This window comes from Erythrobacter sp. S249 (assembly GCF_057364975.1).
Map to the genome: position 1 here is coordinate 759,854 of NZ_CP200287.1, position 20,521 is coordinate 780,374.

Sequence of the window (20,521 nt, forward strand, 5' to 3'; positions counted from 1 at the left end):
TTAATAGGGCTGTGTCCTCATTAGAGGGGATGTCTGAGAGGTCCCATTATGGGCAAATTTCTGAAATCCCCGACTTTGCCGCAAGCGTTGCAGCGTTTGATGGTTTAGCCAAAACGGGGCGAATTGAGTAAACAGTGAATGAGCGAAGCCTTCAATACCGCAGTGCGGTCTAAAGTTGAGCCCATCGCTCCCAAGTGGAGGCTGCAACTGAAGCTTGGCGAATGATCGCGGCGGTGCCCGATCGACTGATAACCTGGGAGGCTGCGGCTAAGCGATTTGAAAACTAGGCCCCGTCAATGACGGACTAGCCAAAGATCAAATTCGGCAAAGGCAGCCTCCTACTCACCCAACTAAGCCGCCAACGCTTCGCCGCTGAGCGTAATGCGGTGCATCTCGCGGCGGTGGCCGGCGTAATCGTTGATCGCGTTGTGCCAGCTCGTCCGGTTATCCCAGATTGCCACAGTGCCCGGTGCCCATTGCAGGCGGCACTGGTTGTCATCGGTTAGCGCGGCATCAAGCAGCTTGGTGAGCAAAGGCAGGCTTTCTTCGCGCGTTTGCCCAACGAAATTGATTGTGAAGCCGCCATTTACATAGAGCAGCTTGCGCCCTGTTTGCGGGTGCCGGATCACAACCGGATGGACCGCGCCGGTCTTTAGGTTCTGGCCGCGCAAGTGTTCCCCCATATCGGTCTGAGCATACAGGCCGCCTTCTTCATAGACATGGTCCGCGGTATGATAGGCCTCTAGCCCTTCGATCTCCGCCTTCAGATCATCGGGCAGAGCATCATAGGCGGCCCCCATATGTGCCCACATTGTGTCTCCACCTTTCGGAGGAAGTTCGCGCGCGACGAGCACTGAACCCATCGCCGGGATTTGGTCGTAGGAGTGGTCCGTATGCCATGCGCCGCCAATATTGGTCGATTGATCGGCCTCTTTCTTCACCACCGCGATCTCATTGAAATCTTCCTGCAGCGGGAAATAATTGTTCACATCAATACCGCCCCAGCGGCGGCCAAACTTGATGTGATCTTCCGGCGAAAAATCCTGGTCGCGAAACACCGCAACGCCGTGCTCATAAATCGCCTGCTTGATCTCCAGCAGTTCAGCATCGCTGCAATCTGCTAGCGAAACGCCGGACACTTCCACGCCGCATTGGGGCGCCATCTTTGTATGGTGCATGTTTGCCTCTCCTCCGATCCGTTTCTAAAAGAAATTGATCTGAGCGCAAGTTTGCCCCGCCAAGCCACCTAGCGCTTCACGCCAGACACACGCCGTGTACACAGAGCGCGAACTAAAGTTGGAAAACGACACAATGCTTAAGCTCGCCAAGGTGCTGATCGGTCTGATTGCCGCCCTTCACATATATATTGCATGGTTTGAGATATTCGCGTGGGAGACACGCGGGCCGGCCGTCTTCTCTACGTTTCCAGCAGAACTCTTCTCGCAGACAGTCTCTATGGCTGCGAACCAGGGACTATATAATGGGTTCTTGGCGACAGGGCTGATCTGGTCGCTGATGATCAGAGATTCGAAATGGCAAGCGAACGTCGCATTTTGCTTTCTGGCGTTCGTGGCAATAGCGGGCATCTTCGGCGCATTCACCGTGTCCCCACGCATCGCGATAATCCAAACCCTGCCTGCAATTGCGGCGATGGTCTGCCTGTTTGTCGGGCGCCGGAAGGCAAAGTCCCAGCTGTCGTAAAGCGAAAGCACGCAAGCACGTTTGCACAAGATGCAACCAATAAGAGCGGACTCGGCTTGCATCACTTCACACCCGATGCTAGGCGCGCGCCAGCTTTGCCGGAAGACCAATTTGGGCTCTGGAACAGACAAAGCGATGCATCGTTTTTTCGATAGACCCAAGAGGACTTTAAACGCGTGGATATTTCCGCCGGTATTCAGGCTAGCCTTGCAGGACGTTACGCTTCAGCTCTTTTTGAGCTTGCAGCAGAGAACGGAACTGTAACCGCTGTCGAGACAGACCTTGAAGGTCTCGCCGCTGCGCTCACCGATTCGGCTGAGCTGCGCGCTGTCACAACCAACCCAGAGCTTTCGCGAAGCCAGCAGGCCGCAGCGATTAAGGGCGTCGCGGGCCACCTCGGCCTCAGCGAGCTTACTCAGAGCTTTCTCGGCGTGCTCGCCGGCAATCGCCGCCTGTCGGCTTTGCCCGACATGATCCGCGCGTTTCAGATGATCGCTGCAGCTCAACGCGGCGAAGTTACCGCCGATGTCGCCAGCGCTCACCCGCTCAGCGCCGAACAACTTTCTGCCCTCAAGGACAAGCTGACCGCACGCGAAGGCCGCACTGTTAAAGTGAACCCCAGCGTCGACCCAGAGCTTCTTGGCGGGCTTGTCGTCACTATTGGATCGCAGCGCATTGATGGCTCGATCCGTACTCGTCTCAATTCTCTCGCCCAGGCAATGAAGGCCTAAAGGACTACGAACATGGAAATCCGCGCAGCAGAAATCTCCAAGGTCATCAAAGACCAGATCGCCAATTTCGGCACCGAAGCTGAAGTCAGCGAAGTCGGCTCCGTTCTCTCCGTTGGTGACGGGATCGCCCGTATCCACGGCCTCGACAAGGTTCAGGCCGGTGAGATGGTTGAATTCGCCAACGGCGTTCAGGGCATGGCCCTCAACCTCGAAGCGGACAATGTCGGTGTCGTGATCTTCGGCTCTGACGCAGAGATTAAAGAAGGCGACAGCGTTAAGCGGACCGGCACCATTGTGGACGTTCCGGTTGGCCCAGGCCTGCTTGGCCGCGTGGTCGATGCCCTCGGCAACCCAATCGATGGCAAGGGCCCAATCGAAGCTGCATCACGCCAGCGCGTCGAAGTGAAAGCGCCGGGCATCATCCCGCGCGAATCGGTTAGCGAGCCTGTACAATCCGGCCTCAAAGCGATTGACGCTCTTGTGCCTGTTGGCCGCGGCCAACGCGAACTCATCATTGGTGACCGCCAAACTGGTAAGACGGCTGTCGCAATAGACACCTTCATCAACCAAAAGAACATCAACCAAGGCGACGACGACAAGAAGAAGCTCTTCTGCGTCTATGTTGCCGTTGGTCAGAAGCGCTCGACCGTTGCTCAAATCGTGAAGCAGCTCGAAGAGAACGGCGCGATGGAATATTCCATTGTTGTCGCCGCGACCGCGTCTGAACCTGCTCCACTGCAATATCTCGCGCCTTACACCGGCTGCGCGATGGGCGAGTATTTCCGCGACAACGGCATGCACGCCGTGATCGTGTATGATGACCTTTCAAAGCAAGCTGTGGCTTATCGCCAGATGTCACTGCTGCTTCGCCGCCCGCCAGGCCGCGAAGCGTACCCTGGTGACGTTTTCTACCTTCACAGCCGCTTGCTAGAGCGTGCCGCGAAAATGAACGGCGACAATGGCGGCGGTTCGCTTACCGCCCTGCCGATCATTGAAACACAGGCGGGCGACGTGTCGGCCTACATTCCAACCAACGTGATTTCGATCACCGACGGCCAGATCTTCCTTGAAACCGACCTGTTCTATCAAGGCATCCGTCCTGCGATTAACGTGGGTCTCTCGGTTAGCCGTGTTGGCGGCGCCGCTCAGACCAAGGCGATGAAGAAGGTTTCTGGCTCGATGAAGCTGGACCTGGCGCAATACCGCGAAATGGCGGCCTTTGCTCAGTTCGGTTCGGACCTCGATGCCTCCACGCAGAAGCTGCTTAACCGCGGTGCGCGCCTGACCGAGCTGCTCAAGCAAGCTCAGTTCTCGCCAATGCCGTTTGAAGAGCAGACCGTGTCGATCTTCGCTGGCACCAATGGCTATATTGATGATGTGCCGGTTGAGCGCGTGAACGATTACGAAGAGCAATTGCTTGCCTTCATCCGCAGCGAGCACGCCGACATCCTCAGCGAAATCCGCGAGAGCAAGAAGTTCGAAGGCGATGTGAAGGACAAAACCGTCGCAGCGCTCGAAGCCTTCGCCAAGCAGTTCGCGTAAGGGATAAGCCCAGGGGATAGCCAATGGCTTCACTTAAGGAACTTAAGGATCGGATCGGGTCGGTTAAATCGACTCAAAAGATCACCAAGGCCAAGCAGATGGTCGCAGCGGCGAAATTGCGCCGCGCGCAGGCCGCTGCTGAAGCTGCGCGCCCTTATGCAGAGCGGCTTTCCGCCGTTATGGCCTCGCTCGCCAGCAAGGTGAGCGGCGATGGAGCACCGCGCCTGCTCGCCGGCAATGGCAAGAACCAGCGCCACATGCTGGTGCTGGTCAACACGGATAAAGGCCTGTGCGGCGGTTTGAACTCAAACCTCGTCAAAGAGGCTAAGATTCAGGCGAAGAAGCTGATCGCTGAGGGCAAGGACGTCTCGTTCTACCTCGTCGGCAAAAAGGGTCGCGCGCCGATCAAGCGCGAATATCCTAATGGCATTGCCAAGCACTTCGACACCTCAAACGTCCGTACTCCGGGCTTTGAAGAAGCAGACGCGATTGCCGCTGAGCTGGTCGAGATGTTTGATGCCGACGCATTTGACGTGGCTCACCTGATCCGCCCGGATTTTCAATCGGCGCTGGTTCAAAACCCAACCACCACTCAGCTTATCCCGGTCCCCTCACCTGAGGTCACTGAGGACAGCGACGCTGTGGTCGAGTATGAGCCAGGCGAAGAGGAAATCCTCGAAGAGCTACTGCCGCGCTACGTGAAGACGCAAATCTTCGGCGCGCTGCTTGAACGTGAGGCATCCGAACAAGGCGCCTCGATGACCGCCATGGACAATGCGACCCGCAATGCCGGCGACCTCATCAACTCACTGACAATTCAATACAATCGCAGCCGTCAGGCGGCGATTACCACCGAACTTATCGAAATTATTGCTGGCGCAGAAGCGCTGTAAGAATCACAGGCTAAGGAAACACCATGGCTACCGCACCCGTCCTCAACCAGACCACCAATGGCACGATCGCCCAGGTCATCGGCGCTGTCGTTGACGTACAGTTCGAAGGTGAACTGCCAGCGATTTTGTCCGCACTCGAGACCAAGAACGGCGACAACACGCTCGTTCTGGAAGTTGCTCAGCACCTCGGCGAGAACACCGTTCGCACCATCGCAATGGATGCGACCGAAGGTCTCACCCGCGGCAGCGAAGTGATCTCAACCGGCAAGCAAATCTCTGTGCCAGTTGGCCCAAAGACACTTGGCCGCATCATGAATGTGGTTGGCGAAGCGATTGACGAGCGCGGCCCAATCGGCGCGGATATGACCGCTCCGATCCACGCTGAGGCACCTGCCTTCATCGACCAGTCAACCGAAGCTGCGATCCTCGTGACCGGCATTAAGGTTATCGACCTTCTCGCGCCTTACGCGAAGGGCGGTAAGATCGGCCTGTTCGGCGGTGCCGGCGTTGGTAAGACAGTTCTTATTCAAGAGCTGATCAACAACATCGCAAAGGGCCACGGCGGCGTGTCCGTGTTCGCCGGTGTTGGTGAGCGTACCCGCGAAGGTAACGATCTCTACCACGAATTCCTCGACGCAGGCGTTATCGCCAAGAACGAAGCTGGTGAAGCGATCAGCGAAGGCTCGAAAGTGGCCCTCGTGTTCGGTCAGATGAACGAGCCTCCCGGGGCGCGTGCCCGTGTTGCTCTGTCCGGCCTGACCATGGCGGAATATTTCCGCGACCAAGAAGGCCAGGACGTGCTGTTCTTCGTGGACAACATCTTCCGCTTCACCCAGGCGGGTTCGGAAGTGTCCGCTCTGCTTGGCCGTATTCCGTCGGCTGTGGGTTATCAGCCAACCCTGTCGACCGACATGGGTAACCTGCAAGAGCGCATCACCTCGACCACCAAGGGTTCGATTACTTCGGTTCAGGCCATCTACGTGCCTGCCGATGACCTTACCGACCCTGCACCAGCAACCTCGTTTGCTCACCTTGACGCAACGACCACGCTGAACCGCGCGATCTCTGAGCTGGGCATCTACCCAGCGGTTGACCCGCTCGATTCCACCAGCCGCGTGCTCGAACCGCGCGTTGTTGGCCAAGAGCACTATGAGACCGCTCGTAAGGTTCAAGAGACCCTGCAGAAGTACAAGTCGCTGCAAGACATCATCGCAATTCTCGGCATGGACGAGCTTTCTGAAGAAGATAAGCTGACCGTTGCCCGTGCGCGTAAGATCCAGAAGTTCCTCTCGCAGCCGTTCCACGTCGCTGAGGTCTTCACCGGTATCCCAGGCTGCTTCGTGCAGCTCGAAGACACTGTTGCCTCGTTCAAGGCCGTTGTCGAAGGCGAGTACGATCACCTCCCAGAGCAAGCCTTCTACATGGTTGGCGGCATCGAAGACGTGGTCAAGAAAGCGGCTGAAATGGCTGAGGACGCCTAAGGGCGCTTAAAGGTAAGTCTGATGGCTCTCCACTTTGAACTCGTAACCCCTGCCCGTCAGGTCCGCAGCGAAGACGTCCACATGGTCGTCGTGCCCGGTGCCGAAGGTGAATTCGGCGTCCTAGAAGGCCACGCGCCTTTCATGTCGACCATTCGCGATGGCGCGGTGCAGATCTACAAGACCGAAGGCGCGGAGCCAGAAACCATTGAAGTCAAAGGCGGTTTTGCTGAAGTTGGCGACGCTGGCTTGACCGTTCTGGCGGAGCACGTCGAGGCTTGAGCGAGAGCTGACATCACATGAATTTTGAAAAGGGCGGCTCTAACGGGTCGCCCTTTTTCGTTGCGATTAGGCAGCCTCATCCATCAAACCGCTGACGCATTGCGGCATTGGCATAGCGCGCTCTTCGAGCTCGTCGAGGGTCTCATCGATGCCTGCACCTGGCATTTCCTGCGCGATAAAGTCGATCAGCGAACGCTGAACGCGCTGCTCAAACTTCAGGCTGACATGATTGCCGTAAACGCTGCGCACGCGCAGCGGCAGGCTGAGGAAGCCAGCGACCAGCAGATACATCTTTTGGTTCGCTTGCAGCTTCAGGTTGTCATCAACGATAATCTCAGCATCGGTTTGCGTGAGCCAGACGATCACAGCGGATTCTGATTTTCCGTTGATCATCAGGGAAAGGCTGGTCGCCTTTGCGAGTTCGTGATTGTCTGCCGTGTGCATCATGTGGTCCTTCGTGTTTAGAAGTTCGCGTCTGCGTGTTGTTAGACGGCAAAAACGTTAACGCGAATTAACTCTGGTCTGTAAAATGATGTAAATCTCTTGCCCCGTCGCAGGAGTTGAGGCGCTGCCAATTGGTCGATCTTTTCGCTTTCCATATGGCCAGCAAATCGCCACTCTCTGCGCCAACAATCTGACGTGAATTCTCATTGGAGAGGACAATTGAAACTTGTTTCCAAATACGCAATTTCAGCCGCGCTTGCCGGAGTGCTTGCGATGACCGCCGCAAGCCCAGCCGCAGCCGACGGACACGCCGCTGACGCTCAGCCCGCCGCCGACGGCGTGCCCGGCCCAGAACAAGATCCTTACATCTGGCTGGAGGAAGCGCGCAGCGACGAAGCGCTGGAATGGGTCGAGAATGAGAACAAACTGACCCTCGCCGCGCTCGAAACCGATCCTCGGTTCGAACAGCTAAAAGCGGAAGCGCTCGCGATTTATGACAGCGAGGACCGCATTCCCTATGTGAGCTTCCGCCCGGATGGCCTCTACAACTTCTGGCAGGATAAAGAGAACCCTAAGGGTCTGCTGCGCCGTACGACGTTGGAGAGCTACCAAAGCGATGAGCCGGAATGGGAAACCATTTTGGACGTAGATGCGCTCGCTGCCGCCGAAGGTAAGGAATGGGTCTATCAGGGCTCAACCTGTCTGCCCCCTGCCCTCAATAAGTGTATGATTGCACTGTCAGACGGCGGCGAAGATGCCACCATCATGCGGGAATTCGACACCTCTACGAAGAGCTTTGCCGAAGGCGGCTTCGCGATCGAAGAGAAAAGTCAGGGCGGCGTCAGCTGGATTGACGAAGACACGCTTCTGGTGGGCCGCGACTTTGGCGAAGGGACGCTGACGGAAAGCGAGTATCCATTCACTAGCCGCATCTGGAAACGCGGCACCGAACTCGCCGATGCTCCCGAAGTGTTCCGCGGCCAAGCCGATGATGTATGGGCCGGTGCCAGCCTGCTGCGCGACAGTTCCGGTACGATCCACGCCATGACGGCGTTTCGCGGTGTGAGCTTTCACGAGAGCGAGTATTTCGTCTCGATCGACGATGACTGGATCAAACTCGATATTCCGAAAAAGGCATCGCCTTACGGGATCGTCGATGGCCACTTGCTCTACTCAACCGATGTTGATTGGGAAGTAGACGGCCAGACCTTCCCGGCAGACAGCCTGATCGCGGTTGATCTGGAAGAATGGAAAGCCGATCCGAACGGCGCGGCGAAGACCTTGGTTTGGGCGCCAGCAGAGCGTCAGACCAAGCGCGGCGGAGCCATCACGGGCAATGCACTGTTCGTGACGATGCTCGACAATGTCGTTGGAAAGGTTTTGCAGTTCAACTTCAAAGACGGCGAATGGCTCAGCGAGCAAGTCGATCTGCCAGATAACGCGACACTCGGCATTGCGGCCTCGTCATCGGAAACTGACCAGATCATGTTCACCGTTACAGATTTCCTGAATCCGACGACGCTCTATTACTCCGAAGGCGGCGCTCCTGAAGTGCTCAAGACCTCACCCAGCCGGTTCGACAAGACCGGTATGGAAGTTGAGCAGCATCAGGCAACCAGCGCCGATGGGACGAAAATTCCTTACTTCATCGTCAAGCCCAAAGGCATGGCGATGGATGGCAGCACACCAATCTTGATGAGCGGCTATGGCGGTTTCCAAATCCCTCGCCTGCCCGGATATATGGGCACCACAGGCAAGCTGTGGCTAGAGAAAGGCGGCGCTTATGTGCTCGCCAATTTGCGCGGCGGCGGCGAATTTGGCCCTGGCTGGCACCAAACGGCCATCCGTGAGAACAAGCAGCGCACTTGGGACGATTTCATCGCAGTGGGCGAGGATCTCGTTGGGCGCGGCTTCACCTCGCCTCAACATCTCGGCATCCAAGGCGGATCGCAGGGCGGCTTGCTGGTCGGCACGGCCTTTACCCAGCGGCCCGACCTGTTCGGCGCGGCAATCGTCGCGATCCCGCTGTTCGATATGCTCCGCTATCACGTGATCGGGCGCGGCGCATCGTGGATTGGTGAATATGGCGATCCGCGCATTCCGGAGCAGCGCGCCTGGATCGAGGGCTATTCGCCCTATCAAAAGATTGTTGATGGCGTGGACTACCCCGCCCCGTTCCTATGGGCTTCAACCGCCGATGACCGCACGCATCCGGCCCACGCCCGCAAAGGCGCGGCTAGGCTCAAGGCGCTGAGTCAGCCCTATTATTACTTTGAGGACATGACCGGCGGCCATTCCGGCGGGGTCGATAACGAACAGCGCGCCAAGCTCCAGGCATTGCAATATGTCTACCTGATGCAGCGCCTGATGGATGAGCGCGAAACTGAGGCTGAAAGCGCCTTTGGCGGCTGAATTTCAGCATCCTGACGAGTCTCTAAACAAGGGCGATCAGTGCACAAAACGCATCGGTCGCCCTTTGCGCATCGGGCTGTGTAAGCGCATCCGACACTTTTCCAACGGTTCGTCGCGCAGACAGAACCTATAAGGTGGTTAGGTCAAAATTAACCATGTTTGAAAAGACGGAATTAAGTCTCTGAGGCTCAGCTTTCTATCACCGGGGGCGGTAATAGGAGATTATTTAATGGCTTATCCGCGCGACATATCCATCGCTGAGGCAATTAAGCGTGCAGGCTTGCCACACTCACACCGAGTGCACTGGTCAAAGGCCCGCAAGGCGGACGTCGTCCGTGCTGTACGCGAGGAAGTGATCAGCTTTGATGAAGCCCGCGAGCGCTATTTGCTCAGCCGTGCAGAATTTCAGCAGTGGGAACGCGAAACCGGCGGGAACGTCTATCGCATCCGCTCGCTCGAAGAGGCGTAAGCCTTAACTTACTGGTCTAGTCTTCGACCTAGCGTTGAACGTTGCGGTGGAGCCCCCTTACTCCGCCGCAACTTCAACCATCACCTCATTTCGGCGCAGTGGCCCTGGTACCATCGGCGCATCGTAAAAGGCATGCTCAAAGCCGCCAATTGGCTTTAGCCCTTCGCTCACGACCCAATTGCTAAGCTCTGTCTCCATATCGGCCAGATCGCCCGCTCGGGCATTTCCGCTAAACCTAACCGCAGCAATCCTTCGCCCCGGCACCTGAGTTAGGGTGATATCCGCGGGCGCAGCAGGCAACGTTTCGAGTGTGTATTTCGATGGCATGACAAAGCGCGTGCGCCACTGATCCGCCTCTGGGCTATCGCGCATCACCGGAGCGGTCATCGCAATTGCTTCGTCTTGATCAACTGCGCGGTCTTGCATGACCGGCGCGGTCATGGCGATGTCTTCGCCGCCTGCAGGGCGGTCCTGACCAAAGATGTACGCAGCCAAGCGCCGAAAGCCTTCGCCGCGCGTGCGGCTTTGATCGCCGGTGTGAGTGACCTCGGCAACGATCATCGGCTTATAATCGCGCAGCTCGAAAGGAGCTTCCGCTTTCACGACCTGATAGGCGGGCTCTTCAATATCGCGGTATTGCGCATAAACGGCAGCCGCTCCGATGGCTGCTACACCAACGCCCGCTGCGATCCATTTCTTGATACCCATGCCTTTGGCTCCTGTATGTGACTGTTTATGCAGCAGTTACGCGGTCCAAAGGTTCCCGGATGCTGTGAGTTTCGGCGGCTCAGGCGCCTTTGAGGCGCGCATCAGGCGGCTCTGGCGCCTTCGTTCAACCCAGCGTCAGTGGTAATGGATTCAGTGCGCTGATCGCCCATATTCCAGGCCGCACGCATTTCGTCGATGCAGCCCTGAAGCTCGCGCGAGATCTGAATGTTCTCAGCCGATCCTTCGATCGCAGCGATGGTATCATCCTTGAGCTTACCCATGCCTTCAGTGATTTGAGAGAGTTGCTCCAAATGGGCAGATGACGCGGCATAGGTCGAATCCGCCAGTGAGAGCGACTCGTCAAGACTGCGGTCCACGGTCTTGAGCACCTCAATGCTCTTCTTACCGCTCTCGGTGCTGCTGATCATGCGCGATTCCAGGCTGCTGCAACTGGAAACCAATGATCCCACATCACTCGTCAGCTCGGAAATCGTGCTGGAAATGCTGGTTGCGCTGTCGCTGGTGAGATTGGCAAGCTCGCGCACTTCCTGAGCAACGACGCCAAAGCCATGCCCGTGCACGCCCGCTCGGCCAGCCTCAATCAGAGCATTGATGGACAGGATATTGGTGCGGCTGGCGACTTGTTGGATCGCTTTGGACACGCTTTCAACTTCGGCAAATCGACTTTGGAATTCCGCTAGACGGGAAGACAAATCTTCGATCTGTTTCAGCGCATTATCGAGCGTTTCAACGATACCGTCGACCTCGTTCGACATATTGTTGGTTGCTTGAGAAGCGTTGTTGAGCGCATCGCGCGCGTTCTCATTTTGCGCACGCAGCGAGCCGATGTCCTCGCCAATAGACTGCGATCTCTCGGTAAGATTATCGACGAAGGCAGCACGCTCAAGCGAGGCCGCGTTAACGCGCTGTGCGTTGGAGAGCACTTGCTCAACCAGCACCTTCGCTTGCCGATAATTTTGATCACCGTCTTCAATCATCCTGAGTGCCATAGCGCCCGTTGCTTAAGGAAATTCTAACCATGATCGGACCCGCACTACGCAACGATACTAGGCGAGCCATTGTGGCGAAAATTACCGGCGGGTTGGTGCGTGAAAATCGGGCGGCTTGTTCGATACCCAACTTACGAATTTCTCCACTTTGGGATGGGCGCGGATGGCTTGCACCTCGTCGCCAATGCGGGCCAGCTCTGCGTTGGTGAAATTGGCGTGGATCGCACGGTGGCAGATCGGATGAACTGGGACGGTGCCGCGCCCCTTCTTCGATTTAGGAACCGGGTGGTGCCACTGGATCAGAGTACCAAACGGACGCTCGCACAGCCAGCAAGTGAGATCTTCGCCTCCACTCACCCCTTGTTCTTGGCCGCCTTCTTCTTTTTCATCGTGTCGTGAAAGCGATCAGCCCAACCGGGCTTCACGAATTGCTCGGCCCGCACCATGCGCAGCTCTCCGTCGGCAACATCACGGCTAACCGCGCTGCCTGCCGCAACAATTGCGTCGGCACCAATGGTAACCGGCGCGATCAGCGCGCTGTTTGAACCGATAAAGGCGCGTTCGCCGATCACGGTCTGATATTTGAAATAGCCATCGTAATTGCAGGTAATTGTGCCAGCGCCGATGTTGGCGCCCGCGCCGACGGTCGCATCGCCAAGATAGGTGAGGTGGCTTGCCTTGGCACCGGGCCCAAGCGTCGCCTTCTTCATCTCGACGAAATTGCCGACAAATGCGCCCTCTTCCAGCACCGCACCGGGCCGCAGCCGCGCAAACGGTCCGACTTGAGCACTACTGCCCACAGACGCGCCCTCAACATGGCTGAACGCCTTGATATGCGCGCCATCAGCGACTGTGGCCCCAGGACCAAACACGACATTGGGTTCGATGGTGACATCGCGGCCAATCTTTGTGTCATAGCTGAAGAACACCGTCTCAGGCGCGCGTAGACTGGCGCCATCGACCATTGCTTGCTCTCGGCGGGCGACTTGCCAGCGCGCTTCTGCTTGGGCGAGTTCGCTGCGTGAATTGATGCCTGCGACTTCGTCAGGATCATCAGTGCAAACCACTGCGCAAACCCGGCCATCAGCAATCGCAATATTGACGATGTCGGGGAGGTAATATTCGCCCTGAACATTGTCGTTGCCGACCCGGTCCAGCAGAGCAAACATATCCTTGGCGCTCGCCGCCATTAGCCCCGAATTGCACATCCGGCACGCGCGCTCAACCTCGCTTGCATCTTTAAACTCGACCATCTTGCTGATCGCGCCGTCATCATCGGCAATCACGCGGCCATATTGCAGCGCATCCTCCGGCTCGAAGCCCAGCACCACTACCGCTGGCGCATCATCCTGATGCAGCCGCTCCAGCATGGCCTGCATGGTCTTTGCGCGCACAAAGGGGACATCGCCGTAGAGCACCAGCACATCGCCATCAAAGCCCTCTAGCGGTGCCTGCGCCTGCTGCACCGCGTGGCCAGTGCCGTGCTGCGGCTCTTGCAAGGCGGTATCGGCTCTGCCAGCTACAGCCGCCTCGATTTGCTCCTTGCCAGCGCCAACCACGACCACGCGCCGCGCAGGGCTCAGCTCATCAACCGAGGCCATCAAATGATCGAGCATTGCCCGTCCCGCAATCGGGTGAAGCACTTTGTGAAGATCGGATTTCATCCGGGTTCCCTTGCCCGCAGCAAGGATGATGGCAGCAAAATCAGTCATGCGGCTTCCCTTATAAGTCTGCTTGCATGAAGTGAAGCCGTACGCGCGCAAAACCTTGCGATTTCACATCGGTTGGGCCAACCGCCCCGTCATGACAGATTTCCCCTTTGATGCCGTGGGCTTCGACCTTGATGGCACCTTGCTAGACACGTTTCGCGATTTGGGCACAGCGGTCAATCACGCGCTGGAGCTGGGCGGTTTCGCTCCAGTCCCGGTGGATAGCTCAAAAGACCTGATCGGCGGCGGCGCGAAGATCATGCTCGGGCGCGCCATCGACGCGCAAGGCGGATTGCCAAACGAAGAGTTTCGAAAGCTCTACAAGGCGATGCTGCGCTATTATTCCGAAAACAATGCGGTGTACTCACGCCCTTACCCCGGCGTGATCGAAGCGCTAGACGAGCTGGCCGCGCGCGGTGTCAAAATGGCGGTGGTCACCAATAAGTTTGAGGAGTTTGCGACCAATATTCTGGATGCGCTGGGACTGACCGACCGCTTTGTCACCATCATCGGCGGCGACAGCATAGGCAAAGGCGCAGACGGCACATATCTGTCAAAACCGCATCCAGAGCCTGTTCTAGCCGCGAAAGAGGCCTGCAATTCGTCTGCCTTCGCGTTCGTCGGCGACAGCTCTTACGATGTCTCCGCAGCAAAGGCCGCTAGCGTGCCAGTGATCGTCGCGGCCTATGGCTATTGCGACAAACCTCCCCACGAATTGGGCGGAAATGCAGTGATTGATTCGTTCCACGGCCTGATTTCTGCCTTGGAATCGCTCTAAGGCCTTCCTCCTGCCCTTACGGCACGCGATATCCCAGACCAGCGGTGTTGCATCGCAGCAGAGAAACTGCCACGCAACGCCCACACAAACTTTACGCGCGCGTAAACCGCGCCACACCACTCGCAGGAGATACAAGCCATGACCATCGATTTTAAAGACAAGGTAGCCATCGTGACGGGCGCAGGCGGAGGCCTGGGCAAGGCATACGCGCTTGAGCTGGCAAAGCGCGGCGCGAAGGTCGTCGTCAATGACCTCGGCGGTTCACGCGACGGCACCGGCACATCAGACGCCGCTGCTGAAGTTGTTGCTGAAATCAAAGCCGCCGGCGGCGAAGCCATGGCCAATGGCGGCAGCGTCACTGAATATGACCAGATGGAAAAGATGGTCGCCGACACCAAGCAAAAATGGGGCGGCGTTCACGTCCTCATCAACAATGCCGGCGTCCTGCGCGACAAGACTTTTGCCAAGATGACCCCGGACGATTTTGAGTTCGTTCTGAAAGTGCACCTCACCGGCTCAGCTTTCGTCACCAAGGCATGCTGGGAAACCTTCCGCGAGCAGGCCTATGGCCGCGTTCTGATGACCGCCAGCTCCACCGGACTGTTCGGCAACTTCGGCCAAGCCAACTACGGCGCAGCCAAGCTGGGCCTCGCTGGCCTCACTAAGACGCTGCAACTCGAAGGCGCGAAGTACAACATTCGCTGCAACTCGCTGTCACCAGTGGCTGGCACCCGCATGACCGAAGACCTCTTCCCAGAAGAAGCCTTCAAGCTGTTTGCCCCTGAAAGCGTTGTTCCAGCAGCCCTGTTCCTGGTCAGCGAAGACGCACCAACCAACGCGATCGTCGGCGCTGGCGCTGGCGGCTTCCACTCTGCATGGACCGTTATGAATGATGCCGTTTGGCTCACCGATCAAGAGCGCACGGTCGAAGGCTTTGCCGCTCGCTGGGACGACATCAGCGATTTCTCAAACCTGGTTGCACCGCAATCCGGCAATGAGCAATCAGGCGCGATCTTGAAAGCGATGCAAAAGGTAACTGGCACTGGTCCAAGCAGCGCTCGCAGCTAAGACCGGCGTTTTAGACGCAAACAAAAGCCCGGCTTTTCCATCAGGAGGAGCCGGGCTTTTTGTATTCAGCGGCGAGGTATTCGCTAAGCTGCGAGTACGAGGGCGTTACTCGTCGACCGCTTTCACAAGTCGCCGTTCAACCGGGGCCAAGACATTCGCCAGATCATGCCCGCGTTTGAGCGTTTGGCCGTGCTCGCCAAACAGCGTCCACATCCCTTGCTTATTGCGCAGGCTCGGTCGCTTTTCGATCCGTGCCTGTGGACGTTCAGCCGCTCGGCGAAAGGCTGAGAAGATCGCTGCGTTCTTGTCGAAATCCATCGCGTAGTCGCGCCATTCCCCGGCGGCCACCATCCGGCCGTAGAGATCGAGAATGCGCTGCAATTCTTCGCGCTCAAAGCCAATTTGCCCCTGAGCGCGGCCAGGAAAGGCAACTACAGAACCGCTCGGTGCAGTGCTTGCGCTCATGCGCGGTCGGTTCCGCTACGCTTGGCAACAGGCTCTGGTTCATTCGCGTCTTGATCTTGGAGTGGCACGCCTGACTTCAGCGCGTTCATCTCAGCTCGCAAAGCCGCGATTTCGCCTTCAAGTTTCTCGATGCAATCGACGCGGTTGCCCTCGGCATCCTCGCAATTGGGCGTACCGTATGGCGTAAACTCTTTGATCCATTCTTCAGCCGGCACCAGCGTGGAGCGAGCCTTCAAGCCAACCATAGTCGCACCCTCTGGCACATCGTCAGTCACCACAGCGTTCGCACCGACGCGGGCACGTTTGCCCACTGTAATCGGCCCGATGATCTGCGCGCCCGAACCAATGATCACATTGTCACATAGAGTCGGGTGCCGTTTACCGCCCTCGCCATTTGTCGGATTTGTACCGCCCAATGTGACGCATTGATAAATCGTCACATTATCACCGATTTCCGCTGTTTCGCCGATCACTGTAAAGCCGTGATCAATGAAGAAATTCTTCCCGATTTTCGCGCCGGGATGGATATCGATGGCCGTCAAAAACCGCGAAAAATGGTTCACGAGCCGGGCGAGAAAATACAATTTTGCATCAAAAAGCCAGCTGGCAATCCGGTGAAAGAATAACGCAGAAACCCCTGGATATAATAGGATTTCCCAGCGAGACCGCGGAGCGGGATCGCGCGCATGGACCGAGTCCAAATAAGATTTCAGCCGATCAAACATGCTCTACTCCTTCGGCCAAACGCGCAGGTTTTGCAAATCGCATCACAGCAACCGATGTTGCTCTGGCCCATGCGTTGCCTCCAGCGCATCACGCCAAACCGACATGGTGGCAGGCACCTGACGTTCAAGGCTGATCCGATCAATTGCGACGACAAGTCGCTCAATTGCTTCATAGCTGCGCACGGCGCGCGGGACCAAATACTCTGCCGCACCGTCAGCCAATGACAGGCTGCGCTGCTCCGCAATCGCATGGATCAGTTCCGCCGCCATTTCATCGTCCGGTTCGCCAATTTCCAGCTGCAGCGAGCCCCCCATCCTGGATCGCAAGTCCGGCAGTGTGATCTTCCAAGGTTGAGCATTGGCGATCAGCAGCAGCGGAGCGCCGCTTTCCTGCGCCGCGTTCCACCGGTGAAACAGCCCGGTTTCGTCTTCGCTGTCTGCCCCATCAACGATTGTTATGCCTTGTGCAGAGGCCCAGCGCCCGATCAGGCTCTTACCGGAGCGCGGCGGGCCGGTGAGCACTGCGGTTCGAAACGGCCAGCTGGACGGGTCAGACAAGGCCTCCACCACACCAGCATTGGCATTGCCAACGATAATCCGGGCTGGATCGCCCTGACTGCGTGTCTCAAGCGGGAGTGCAATTTGTGACATCTGGAAACGAGCTTTGCCGCTTTTAGCGGCTGATGGCGAGTGCGTTTGCGCCCTGACGCACGGTAAAGCCGCGCGACCGCAGAGCGGCGGCAAGCTGGCTCAAATCTCCGCCGAAGCTTACTCGCATTACCGACGTGCCGCCAATCGCTGTGCTGGAAACGGCGGTACCGCGCACGCCGCCGGTGCCGCGAACTGCGCCGATTGCCGCATCAAAGCTGGCCGCATCAGGCGTTGCGAATTGCACAACGAAACTGTTTACTACAGCAGCCTCAGGCGTTGGCGTGTCGGTCGGCGTCGTTGTCTCAACCCCCGGATCTGCAGCCTGAGCCGCCGCCGCAGCCTCACGAGCACGGATCGCGCGGCCAATCTCGATGAGACGTTGCAATGCGGGATCAACCTGGCCCGAGCCGCCAAGACGCAGGGTGGGATCGGGCCGTAGCTTTCCGTCGACCAAAGCTTGCTCAAAAATATCGTCAAAGCGTTCAACCGCTTGGCTAAGCATCGCGGGCAGCTCTCTTGAGTTTTCCGCCGTCAGCGAGAACCCGTCGAGATACGTGCTGTCCGGGCCGTAGCGCGCAATAAACGTGCCCTCGATTGGCCCGCCTGGATATTGATGCTCCAGCTTCGCAACTGGCACCAGAACATCTGCGGCGGTGTATTGATCGAGAACGGCACGCCACCAAGCGCGGCTGCGGCGGCTGACCTGGCCGTAATTGAGCAGGAGCGAATCGCCGCCTGCGCCGCTGGGCCGAACATAGTCGATGCGGCTGGTGCCCGGGTTATATTCCGCCCACGCGCGCTGCCACGGGTTACGCACTTCAAAGACAGTGTAAGCTCCGCCTGAGACCGAAACAGGCATGACCAGCATCGGCGCTGAGCTACGCTTTTGCGCCTGCCCGCCAAGGTAGCGCCCTGCTCGCTGGCGATCAAAGATCACGCCAAGGGTCGCAATGTAGCGTTTCGGCCCGATCCGCTCGCGCTCGATAACAATCGCAGAGACCATCGCATTGAGTTGGCTGTCAGAGACCGATGGCCCGTTGACCTTTTCCCAGGCCAGCCGCTGCGCACGCTTCCAGGCTTCTTGGCGGGCTTCCTCGCCGGTGTCGCCCTTCACATCGACCTCGATACCGCGCACATCAATGTCACTCGACGAGGCTGTCGGCGCAATGCCACGATTCCCCGTCACCTGAGCCAAAGCGATTGCCAATCCGACGCTCAATAGCGCAAACACGCCAATCACCGCCAAAGCCCTTGAAAAGGCACGGTTCCAGCGCGTTGGCTGAGCGGTCGGCATAGGGCCGTTCGAGGCAGAAAGCATTCTCATCGGGGAAAAGCTTGCGCCTTTTGCCGAAAGACGAGTGGAATTCCAAGCGCGAATGGCTAAACGATCACCATGAGTGGCAAGAACTCCCCATATACTTACGAGCAAGCCGGTGTTTCGATCGCTGGCGGCAATGCTCTGGTCAAAGCAATCGGCCCCTTGGCCAAGTCGACCGCGCGTCCCGGCGCCACCAGCGAGCTGGGCGGCTTCGGCGGGTTTTTCGACCCGAAGGCGGCTGGCTACGAAGACCCTCTATTGGTTGCGGCCAATGACGGTGTCGGCACCAAGCTGAAGCTGGCGATTGAGCATGGTCGCCATGACACGGTCGGCATCGATTTGGTTGCCATGTGCGTCAACGATTTGATCGTTCAGGGCGCAGAGCCTCTGTTCTTCCTCGACTATTTCGCGACTGGAAAGCTGGAAAACGGCATTGCAGAGCGCGTTGTCGCGGGCATTGCCGATGGCTGTAAGCAAGCGGGCTGCGCGCTAATCGGCGGCGAAACCGCTGAAATGCCGGGCATGTATGCACCGGGCGATTATGACCTTGCTGGATTCTGCGTGGGTGCGGTTGAGCGCGGCGAGCAATTGACGGGCGAGAAAGTCGCACCGGGCGATGTACTGCTCGGCCTTGCAAGCTCAGGCGTACACTCCAACGGCTATTCTCTGGTGCGCAAACTGGCTGAGGACTTCGCATGGAAGCTCGATCGGCCGGCCATTTTTGATCAAGATCGGCTGCTGATCGATGCCTTAATTGAACCGACCCGCATTTATGTGGCGAGCCTGTTGCCTCTCGTGCGCGAAGGGCTGATCAATGGTCTTGCCCATATCACCGGCGGCGGATTGCTGGAGAATATTCCGCGCATCCTGCCTGAAGGCGCGCATGCGATGGTTGATGCCGCGAATTGGCCTCAGCCGCGCTTGATGGCCTTCTTACAGGCGCAAGGTCACATTGAGCCAGCCGAAATGGCGCGCACATTCAATTGCGGTGTGGGCATGGTGCTATCGGTCGACCCGGATGATGTGGAAGACGTCACAAAACGCCTCGAGGCCGCAGGCGAAACAGTGCTGAACATCGGCGAAGTTGCTGGCGGCCCGCGCGGCTGCACCGTCATAGGCGCGGCGGGCGTATGGTCAGCCACCGCAGATTGGGACGCGACGCATAGTGGCTGAAAAGGCCAAAATTGCGGTCTTCATCTCGGGCACCGGCACCAATATGGCCGCATTGCTCTATGCCAGCAGGCTCCCCGGCTCCGCCTTTGATATCGTTCTGGTTGCCAGCAACAAAACGAATGCGGAAGGGCTGAAGCTCGCAGAGCTCGAGGGCATCTCCACATTCGTCCATTCGCATAAGGGGCACAGCCGCGAGAGCCATGACGCCGCAATGGAAGACGCGGTTCGCGAAGCTGGCGCAGACTACATCGTGCTCGCTGGCTATATGCGGATTCTCTCGGATGAATTTGTGATCCGCTGGCTGGGCCGGCTGATCAATATCCACCCTTCCCTACTCCCCAAGTACAAGGGGCTGGACACCCATGCCCGCGCAATCGAAGCGGGCGACGGCCATGGCGGGGCAAGTGTGCATCTTGTCGTGCCCGAGCTCGATGCCGGCGAAGTGCTTGCGCAAGTCAAAGTTCGGATCGCACTGAATGAAACATCGGACACTTTGGCGGAAAAAGTGAAACTCGCCGAGCATCAGCTATACCCCCGCGCGGTGAGCGACTATGTGTCGCGCGGCAATGATCCGGCCTATCTGTTTGAGCGAGTCCGCTCGCTGGCTTTGGCCCTGCCCGAAACGCATGAGCGTGAGAGCCATGGCTCCCCGGGCTTTCGGGTCGGCAGCGAGAAATCCGGCAAATACTTCGCTTATTTCAGCGACCGTCACCACGGCAGCGAGCATATCGCATTGCTGGTAAAAACCAGCGGAATGGACGAGTTGATGGATCTCGTCGAAGCTCAGCCAGAGGCCTATTACAAGCCGGCATTTTACGGCGCGAGCGGCTGGGTCGGCGTGATCCTGAACCGCACAGATGCCGACTGGGACAGCGTGTCTGAATGGCTCACGCGCAGTTGGCGCTCAGTTGCTCCGGCCCGCCTCACCAAGCTGCAAGACGCAGCGGATATGTTCTAGCTCAGC

Annotated in this window: 22 protein-coding genes; 12 read left to right on the forward strand and 10 right to left on the reverse strand. The window is 57.9% G+C overall.

The genetic code is table 11. The annotated features are described in order from the left end of the window. Positions 1–350: 350 nt before the first annotated feature. The gene (locus AC0V6V_RS03710) at positions 351–1,178 is read right to left on the reverse strand and encodes a TauD/TfdA dioxygenase family protein (protein WP_486164105.1); all 828 of its coding nucleotides are present in this window, start codon (positions 1,176–1,178) and stop codon (positions 351–353) included. Between the two features lie 133 nt (positions 1,179–1,311). Here AC0V6V_RS03710 and AC0V6V_RS03715 point away from each other — a divergent pair, with 133 nt between their 5' ends. The 6 genes from AC0V6V_RS03715 to AC0V6V_RS03740 all read left to right on the forward strand — a co-directional run bounded on the left by AC0V6V_RS03715 (position 1,312) and on the right by AC0V6V_RS03740 (position 6,627). Further along, positions 1,312–1,701, forward strand: coding sequence for a DUF1304 domain-containing protein (locus AC0V6V_RS03715; RefSeq protein ID WP_486164106.1), 390 nt, complete (start codon positions 1,312–1,314; stop codon positions 1,699–1,701). 176 nt (positions 1,702–1,877) lie between these two features. Beyond that, positions 1,878–2,432 (forward strand): F0F1 ATP synthase subunit delta, encoded by a 555-nt coding sequence (locus AC0V6V_RS03720; RefSeq protein ID WP_486164107.1) that lies wholly within the window; start codon positions 1,878–1,880, stop codon positions 2,430–2,432. Positions 2,433–2,444: 12 nt separating this feature from the next. Then, on the forward strand, positions 2,445–3,974 hold the full coding sequence (gene atpA / locus AC0V6V_RS03725; protein ID WP_486164108.1) for a F0F1 ATP synthase subunit alpha: 1,530 nt from the start codon (positions 2,445–2,447) through the stop codon (positions 3,972–3,974). Between the two features lie 23 nt (positions 3,975–3,997). Continuing rightward, positions 3,998–4,867 carry a F0F1 ATP synthase subunit gamma gene (locus AC0V6V_RS03730; protein ID WP_486164109.1) on the forward strand — a complete coding sequence of 290 codons (870 nt, stop codon included), beginning with the start codon at positions 3,998–4,000 and terminating at the stop codon, positions 4,865–4,867. A 23-nt stretch (positions 4,868–4,890) separates the two neighbouring features. Continuing rightward, positions 4,891–6,348, forward strand: a complete 1,458-nt coding sequence (gene atpD / locus AC0V6V_RS03735) for a F0F1 ATP synthase subunit beta (RefSeq protein WP_472645653.1) — start codon at positions 4,891–4,893, stop codon at positions 6,346–6,348. A gap of 21 nt (positions 6,349–6,369) precedes the next feature. Then, complete coding sequence (locus AC0V6V_RS03740) at positions 6,370–6,627, forward strand: ATP synthase F1 subunit epsilon (RefSeq protein WP_486164110.1); 258 nt, start codon at positions 6,370–6,372, stop codon at positions 6,625–6,627. 66 nt (positions 6,628–6,693) lie between these two features. Here the strand turns inward: AC0V6V_RS03740 and AC0V6V_RS03745 are convergent, their stop codons facing one another. Then, positions 6,694–7,074 carry a hypothetical protein gene (locus tag AC0V6V_RS03745; protein WP_486164111.1) on the reverse strand — a complete coding sequence of 127 codons (381 nt, stop codon included), beginning with the start codon at positions 7,072–7,074 and terminating at the stop codon, positions 6,694–6,696. Between the two features lie 216 nt (positions 7,075–7,290). Here AC0V6V_RS03745 and AC0V6V_RS03750 point away from each other — a divergent pair, with 216 nt between their 5' ends. Both AC0V6V_RS03750 and AC0V6V_RS03755 read left to right on the forward strand, forming a co-directional pair. Next, positions 7,291–9,483 carry a prolyl oligopeptidase family serine peptidase gene (locus tag AC0V6V_RS03750; RefSeq protein WP_486164112.1) on the forward strand — a complete coding sequence of 731 codons (2,193 nt, stop codon included), beginning with the start codon at positions 7,291–7,293 and terminating at the stop codon, positions 9,481–9,483. Between the two features lie 229 nt (positions 9,484–9,712). Beyond that, entirely contained in the window at positions 9,713–9,952 is a 240-nt protein-coding gene (locus tag AC0V6V_RS03755; protein ID WP_486138719.1) for a DUF1153 domain-containing protein, read from the forward strand. A gap of 57 nt (positions 9,953–10,009) precedes the next feature. On the opposite strand, the gene AC0V6V_RS03760 is transcribed toward AC0V6V_RS03755, so the two are convergent. The 4 genes from AC0V6V_RS03760 to glmU form a co-directional block, all read right to left on the reverse strand. After that, the gene (locus AC0V6V_RS03760; RefSeq protein WP_486164113.1) at positions 10,010–10,660 is read right to left on the reverse strand and encodes an SOUL family heme-binding protein; all 651 of its coding nucleotides are present in this window, start codon (positions 10,658–10,660) and stop codon (positions 10,010–10,012) included. A gap of 101 nt (positions 10,661–10,761) precedes the next feature. After that, positions 10,762–11,670 carry a methyl-accepting chemotaxis protein gene (locus AC0V6V_RS03765; protein WP_486166206.1) on the reverse strand — a complete coding sequence of 303 codons (909 nt, stop codon included), beginning with the start codon at positions 11,668–11,670 and terminating at the stop codon, positions 10,762–10,764. A gap of 81 nt (positions 11,671–11,751) precedes the next feature. Beyond that, the gene (locus tag AC0V6V_RS03770) at positions 11,752–12,027 is read right to left on the reverse strand and encodes an HNH endonuclease (protein ID WP_486164116.1); all 276 of its coding nucleotides are present in this window, start codon (positions 12,025–12,027) and stop codon (positions 11,752–11,754) included. Continuing rightward, positions 12,024–13,382, reverse strand: coding sequence for a bifunctional UDP-N-acetylglucosamine diphosphorylase/glucosamine-1-phosphate N-acetyltransferase GlmU (glmU, locus tag AC0V6V_RS03775; RefSeq protein WP_486164117.1), 1,359 nt, complete (start codon positions 13,380–13,382; stop codon positions 12,024–12,026). The genes AC0V6V_RS03770 and glmU overlap by 4 nt, the downstream gene beginning before the upstream one ends. 91 nt (positions 13,383–13,473) lie before the next feature. Here glmU and AC0V6V_RS03780 point away from each other — a divergent pair, with 91 nt between their 5' ends. Further along, positions 13,474–14,157 carry an HAD-IA family hydrolase gene (locus tag AC0V6V_RS03780; RefSeq protein ID WP_486164118.1) on the forward strand — a complete coding sequence of 228 codons (684 nt, stop codon included), beginning with the start codon at positions 13,474–13,476 and terminating at the stop codon, positions 14,155–14,157. Positions 14,158–14,295: 138 nt separating this feature from the next. After that, a complete protein-coding gene (locus AC0V6V_RS03785; protein WP_486164119.1) occupies positions 14,296–15,225 on the forward strand; it encodes an SDR family NAD(P)-dependent oxidoreductase in 930 nt (309 codons plus the stop codon). A 105-nt stretch (positions 15,226–15,330) separates the two neighbouring features. Here AC0V6V_RS03785 and AC0V6V_RS03790 read toward each other — a convergent pair whose 3' ends face one another. From AC0V6V_RS03790 to AC0V6V_RS03805, 4 genes are read right to left on the reverse strand one after another with little or no spacing between them, the layout of a single operon-like run. Next, on the reverse strand, positions 15,331–15,690 hold the full coding sequence (locus AC0V6V_RS03790) for a DUF2794 domain-containing protein (protein ID WP_486164120.1): 360 nt from the start codon (positions 15,688–15,690) through the stop codon (positions 15,331–15,333). After that, the gene (gene epsC, locus AC0V6V_RS03795) at positions 15,687–16,415 is read right to left on the reverse strand and encodes a serine O-acetyltransferase EpsC (protein ID WP_486164121.1); all 729 of its coding nucleotides are present in this window, start codon (positions 16,413–16,415) and stop codon (positions 15,687–15,689) included. The genes AC0V6V_RS03790 and epsC overlap by 4 nt, the downstream gene beginning before the upstream one ends. Positions 16,416–16,457: 42 nt before the next feature. After that, on the reverse strand, positions 16,458–17,066 hold the full coding sequence (locus AC0V6V_RS03800) for a P-loop NTPase family protein (protein ID WP_486166207.1): 609 nt from the start codon (positions 17,064–17,066) through the stop codon (positions 16,458–16,460). A 22-nt stretch (positions 17,067–17,088) separates the two neighbouring features. Further along, entirely contained in the window at positions 17,089–18,390 is a 1,302-nt protein-coding gene (locus AC0V6V_RS03805) for a heavy-metal-associated domain-containing protein (RefSeq protein ID WP_486166208.1), read from the reverse strand. Positions 18,391–18,459: 69 nt separating this feature from the next. Between AC0V6V_RS03805 and purM the strand changes: the two genes are divergently transcribed. Both purM and purN read left to right on the forward strand, forming a co-directional pair. Next, positions 18,460–19,557: a phosphoribosylformylglycinamidine cyclo-ligase gene (gene purM / locus AC0V6V_RS03810; protein WP_486164125.1), complete on the forward strand. Its 1,098-nt coding sequence runs from the start codon at positions 18,460–18,462 to the stop codon at positions 19,555–19,557. Further along, on the forward strand, positions 19,550–20,515 hold the full coding sequence (purN, locus tag AC0V6V_RS03815) for a phosphoribosylglycinamide formyltransferase (protein ID WP_486164126.1): 966 nt from the start codon (positions 19,550–19,552) through the stop codon (positions 20,513–20,515). Before purM ends, purN begins: the two co-directional genes overlap by 8 nt. Positions 20,516–20,521 lie beyond the last annotated feature (6 nt).

What these genes read in the sequence shown, in the direction of transcription:
- AC0V6V_RS03710 (WP_486164105.1), bottom strand. Translation starts at nt 1,178, where the DNA reads ATGCACCATACAAAGATGGCGCCCCAATGCGGCGTGGAAGTGTCCGGC.
- AC0V6V_RS03715 (WP_486164106.1), top strand. Translation starts at nt 1,312, where the DNA reads ATGCTTAAGCTCGCCAAGGTGCTGATCGGTCTGATTGCCGCCCTTCAC.
- atpA (WP_486164108.1), top strand. Translation starts at nt 2,445, where the DNA reads ATGGAAATCCGCGCAGCAGAAATCTCCAAGGTCATCAAAGACCAGATC.
- AC0V6V_RS03730 (WP_486164109.1), top strand. Translation starts at nt 3,998, where the DNA reads ATGGCTTCACTTAAGGAACTTAAGGATCGGATCGGGTCGGTTAAATCG.
- atpD (WP_472645653.1), top strand. Translation starts at nt 4,891, where the DNA reads ATGGCTACCGCACCCGTCCTCAACCAGACCACCAATGGCACGATCGCC.
- AC0V6V_RS03740 (WP_486164110.1), top strand. Translation starts at nt 6,370, where the DNA reads ATGGCTCTCCACTTTGAACTCGTAACCCCTGCCCGTCAGGTCCGCAGC.
- AC0V6V_RS03745 (WP_486164111.1), bottom strand. Translation starts at nt 7,074, where the DNA reads ATGATGCACACGGCAGACAATCACGAACTCGCAAAGGCGACCAGCCTT.
- AC0V6V_RS03755 (WP_486138719.1), top strand. Translation starts at nt 9,713, where the DNA reads ATGGCTTATCCGCGCGACATATCCATCGCTGAGGCAATTAAGCGTGCA.
- AC0V6V_RS03760 (WP_486164113.1), bottom strand. Translation starts at nt 10,660, where the DNA reads ATGGGTATCAAGAAATGGATCGCAGCGGGCGTTGGTGTAGCAGCCATC.
- AC0V6V_RS03765 (WP_486166206.1), bottom strand. Translation starts at nt 11,670, where the DNA reads ATGGCACTCAGGATGATTGAAGACGGTGATCAAAATTATCGGCAAGCG.
- glmU (WP_486164117.1), bottom strand. Translation starts at nt 13,382, where the DNA reads ATGACTGATTTTGCTGCCATCATCCTTGCTGCGGGCAAGGGAACCCGG.
- AC0V6V_RS03780 (WP_486164118.1), top strand. Translation starts at nt 13,474, where the DNA reads ATGACAGATTTCCCCTTTGATGCCGTGGGCTTCGACCTTGATGGCACC.
- AC0V6V_RS03785 (WP_486164119.1), top strand. Translation starts at nt 14,296, where the DNA reads ATGACCATCGATTTTAAAGACAAGGTAGCCATCGTGACGGGCGCAGGC.
- AC0V6V_RS03790 (WP_486164120.1), bottom strand. Translation starts at nt 15,690, where the DNA reads ATGAGCGCAAGCACTGCACCGAGCGGTTCTGTAGTTGCCTTTCCTGGC.
- epsC (WP_486164121.1), bottom strand. Translation starts at nt 16,415, where the DNA reads ATGTTTGATCGGCTGAAATCTTATTTGGACTCGGTCCATGCGCGCGAT.
- AC0V6V_RS03800 (WP_486166207.1), bottom strand. Translation starts at nt 17,066, where the DNA reads ATGTCACAAATTGCACTCCCGCTTGAGACACGCAGTCAGGGCGATCCA.
- AC0V6V_RS03805 (WP_486166208.1), bottom strand. Translation starts at nt 18,390, where the DNA reads ATGAGAATGCTTTCTGCCTCGAACGGCCCTATGCCGACCGCTCAGCCA.
- purM (WP_486164125.1), top strand. Translation starts at nt 18,460, where the DNA reads ATGAGTGGCAAGAACTCCCCATATACTTACGAGCAAGCCGGTGTTTCG.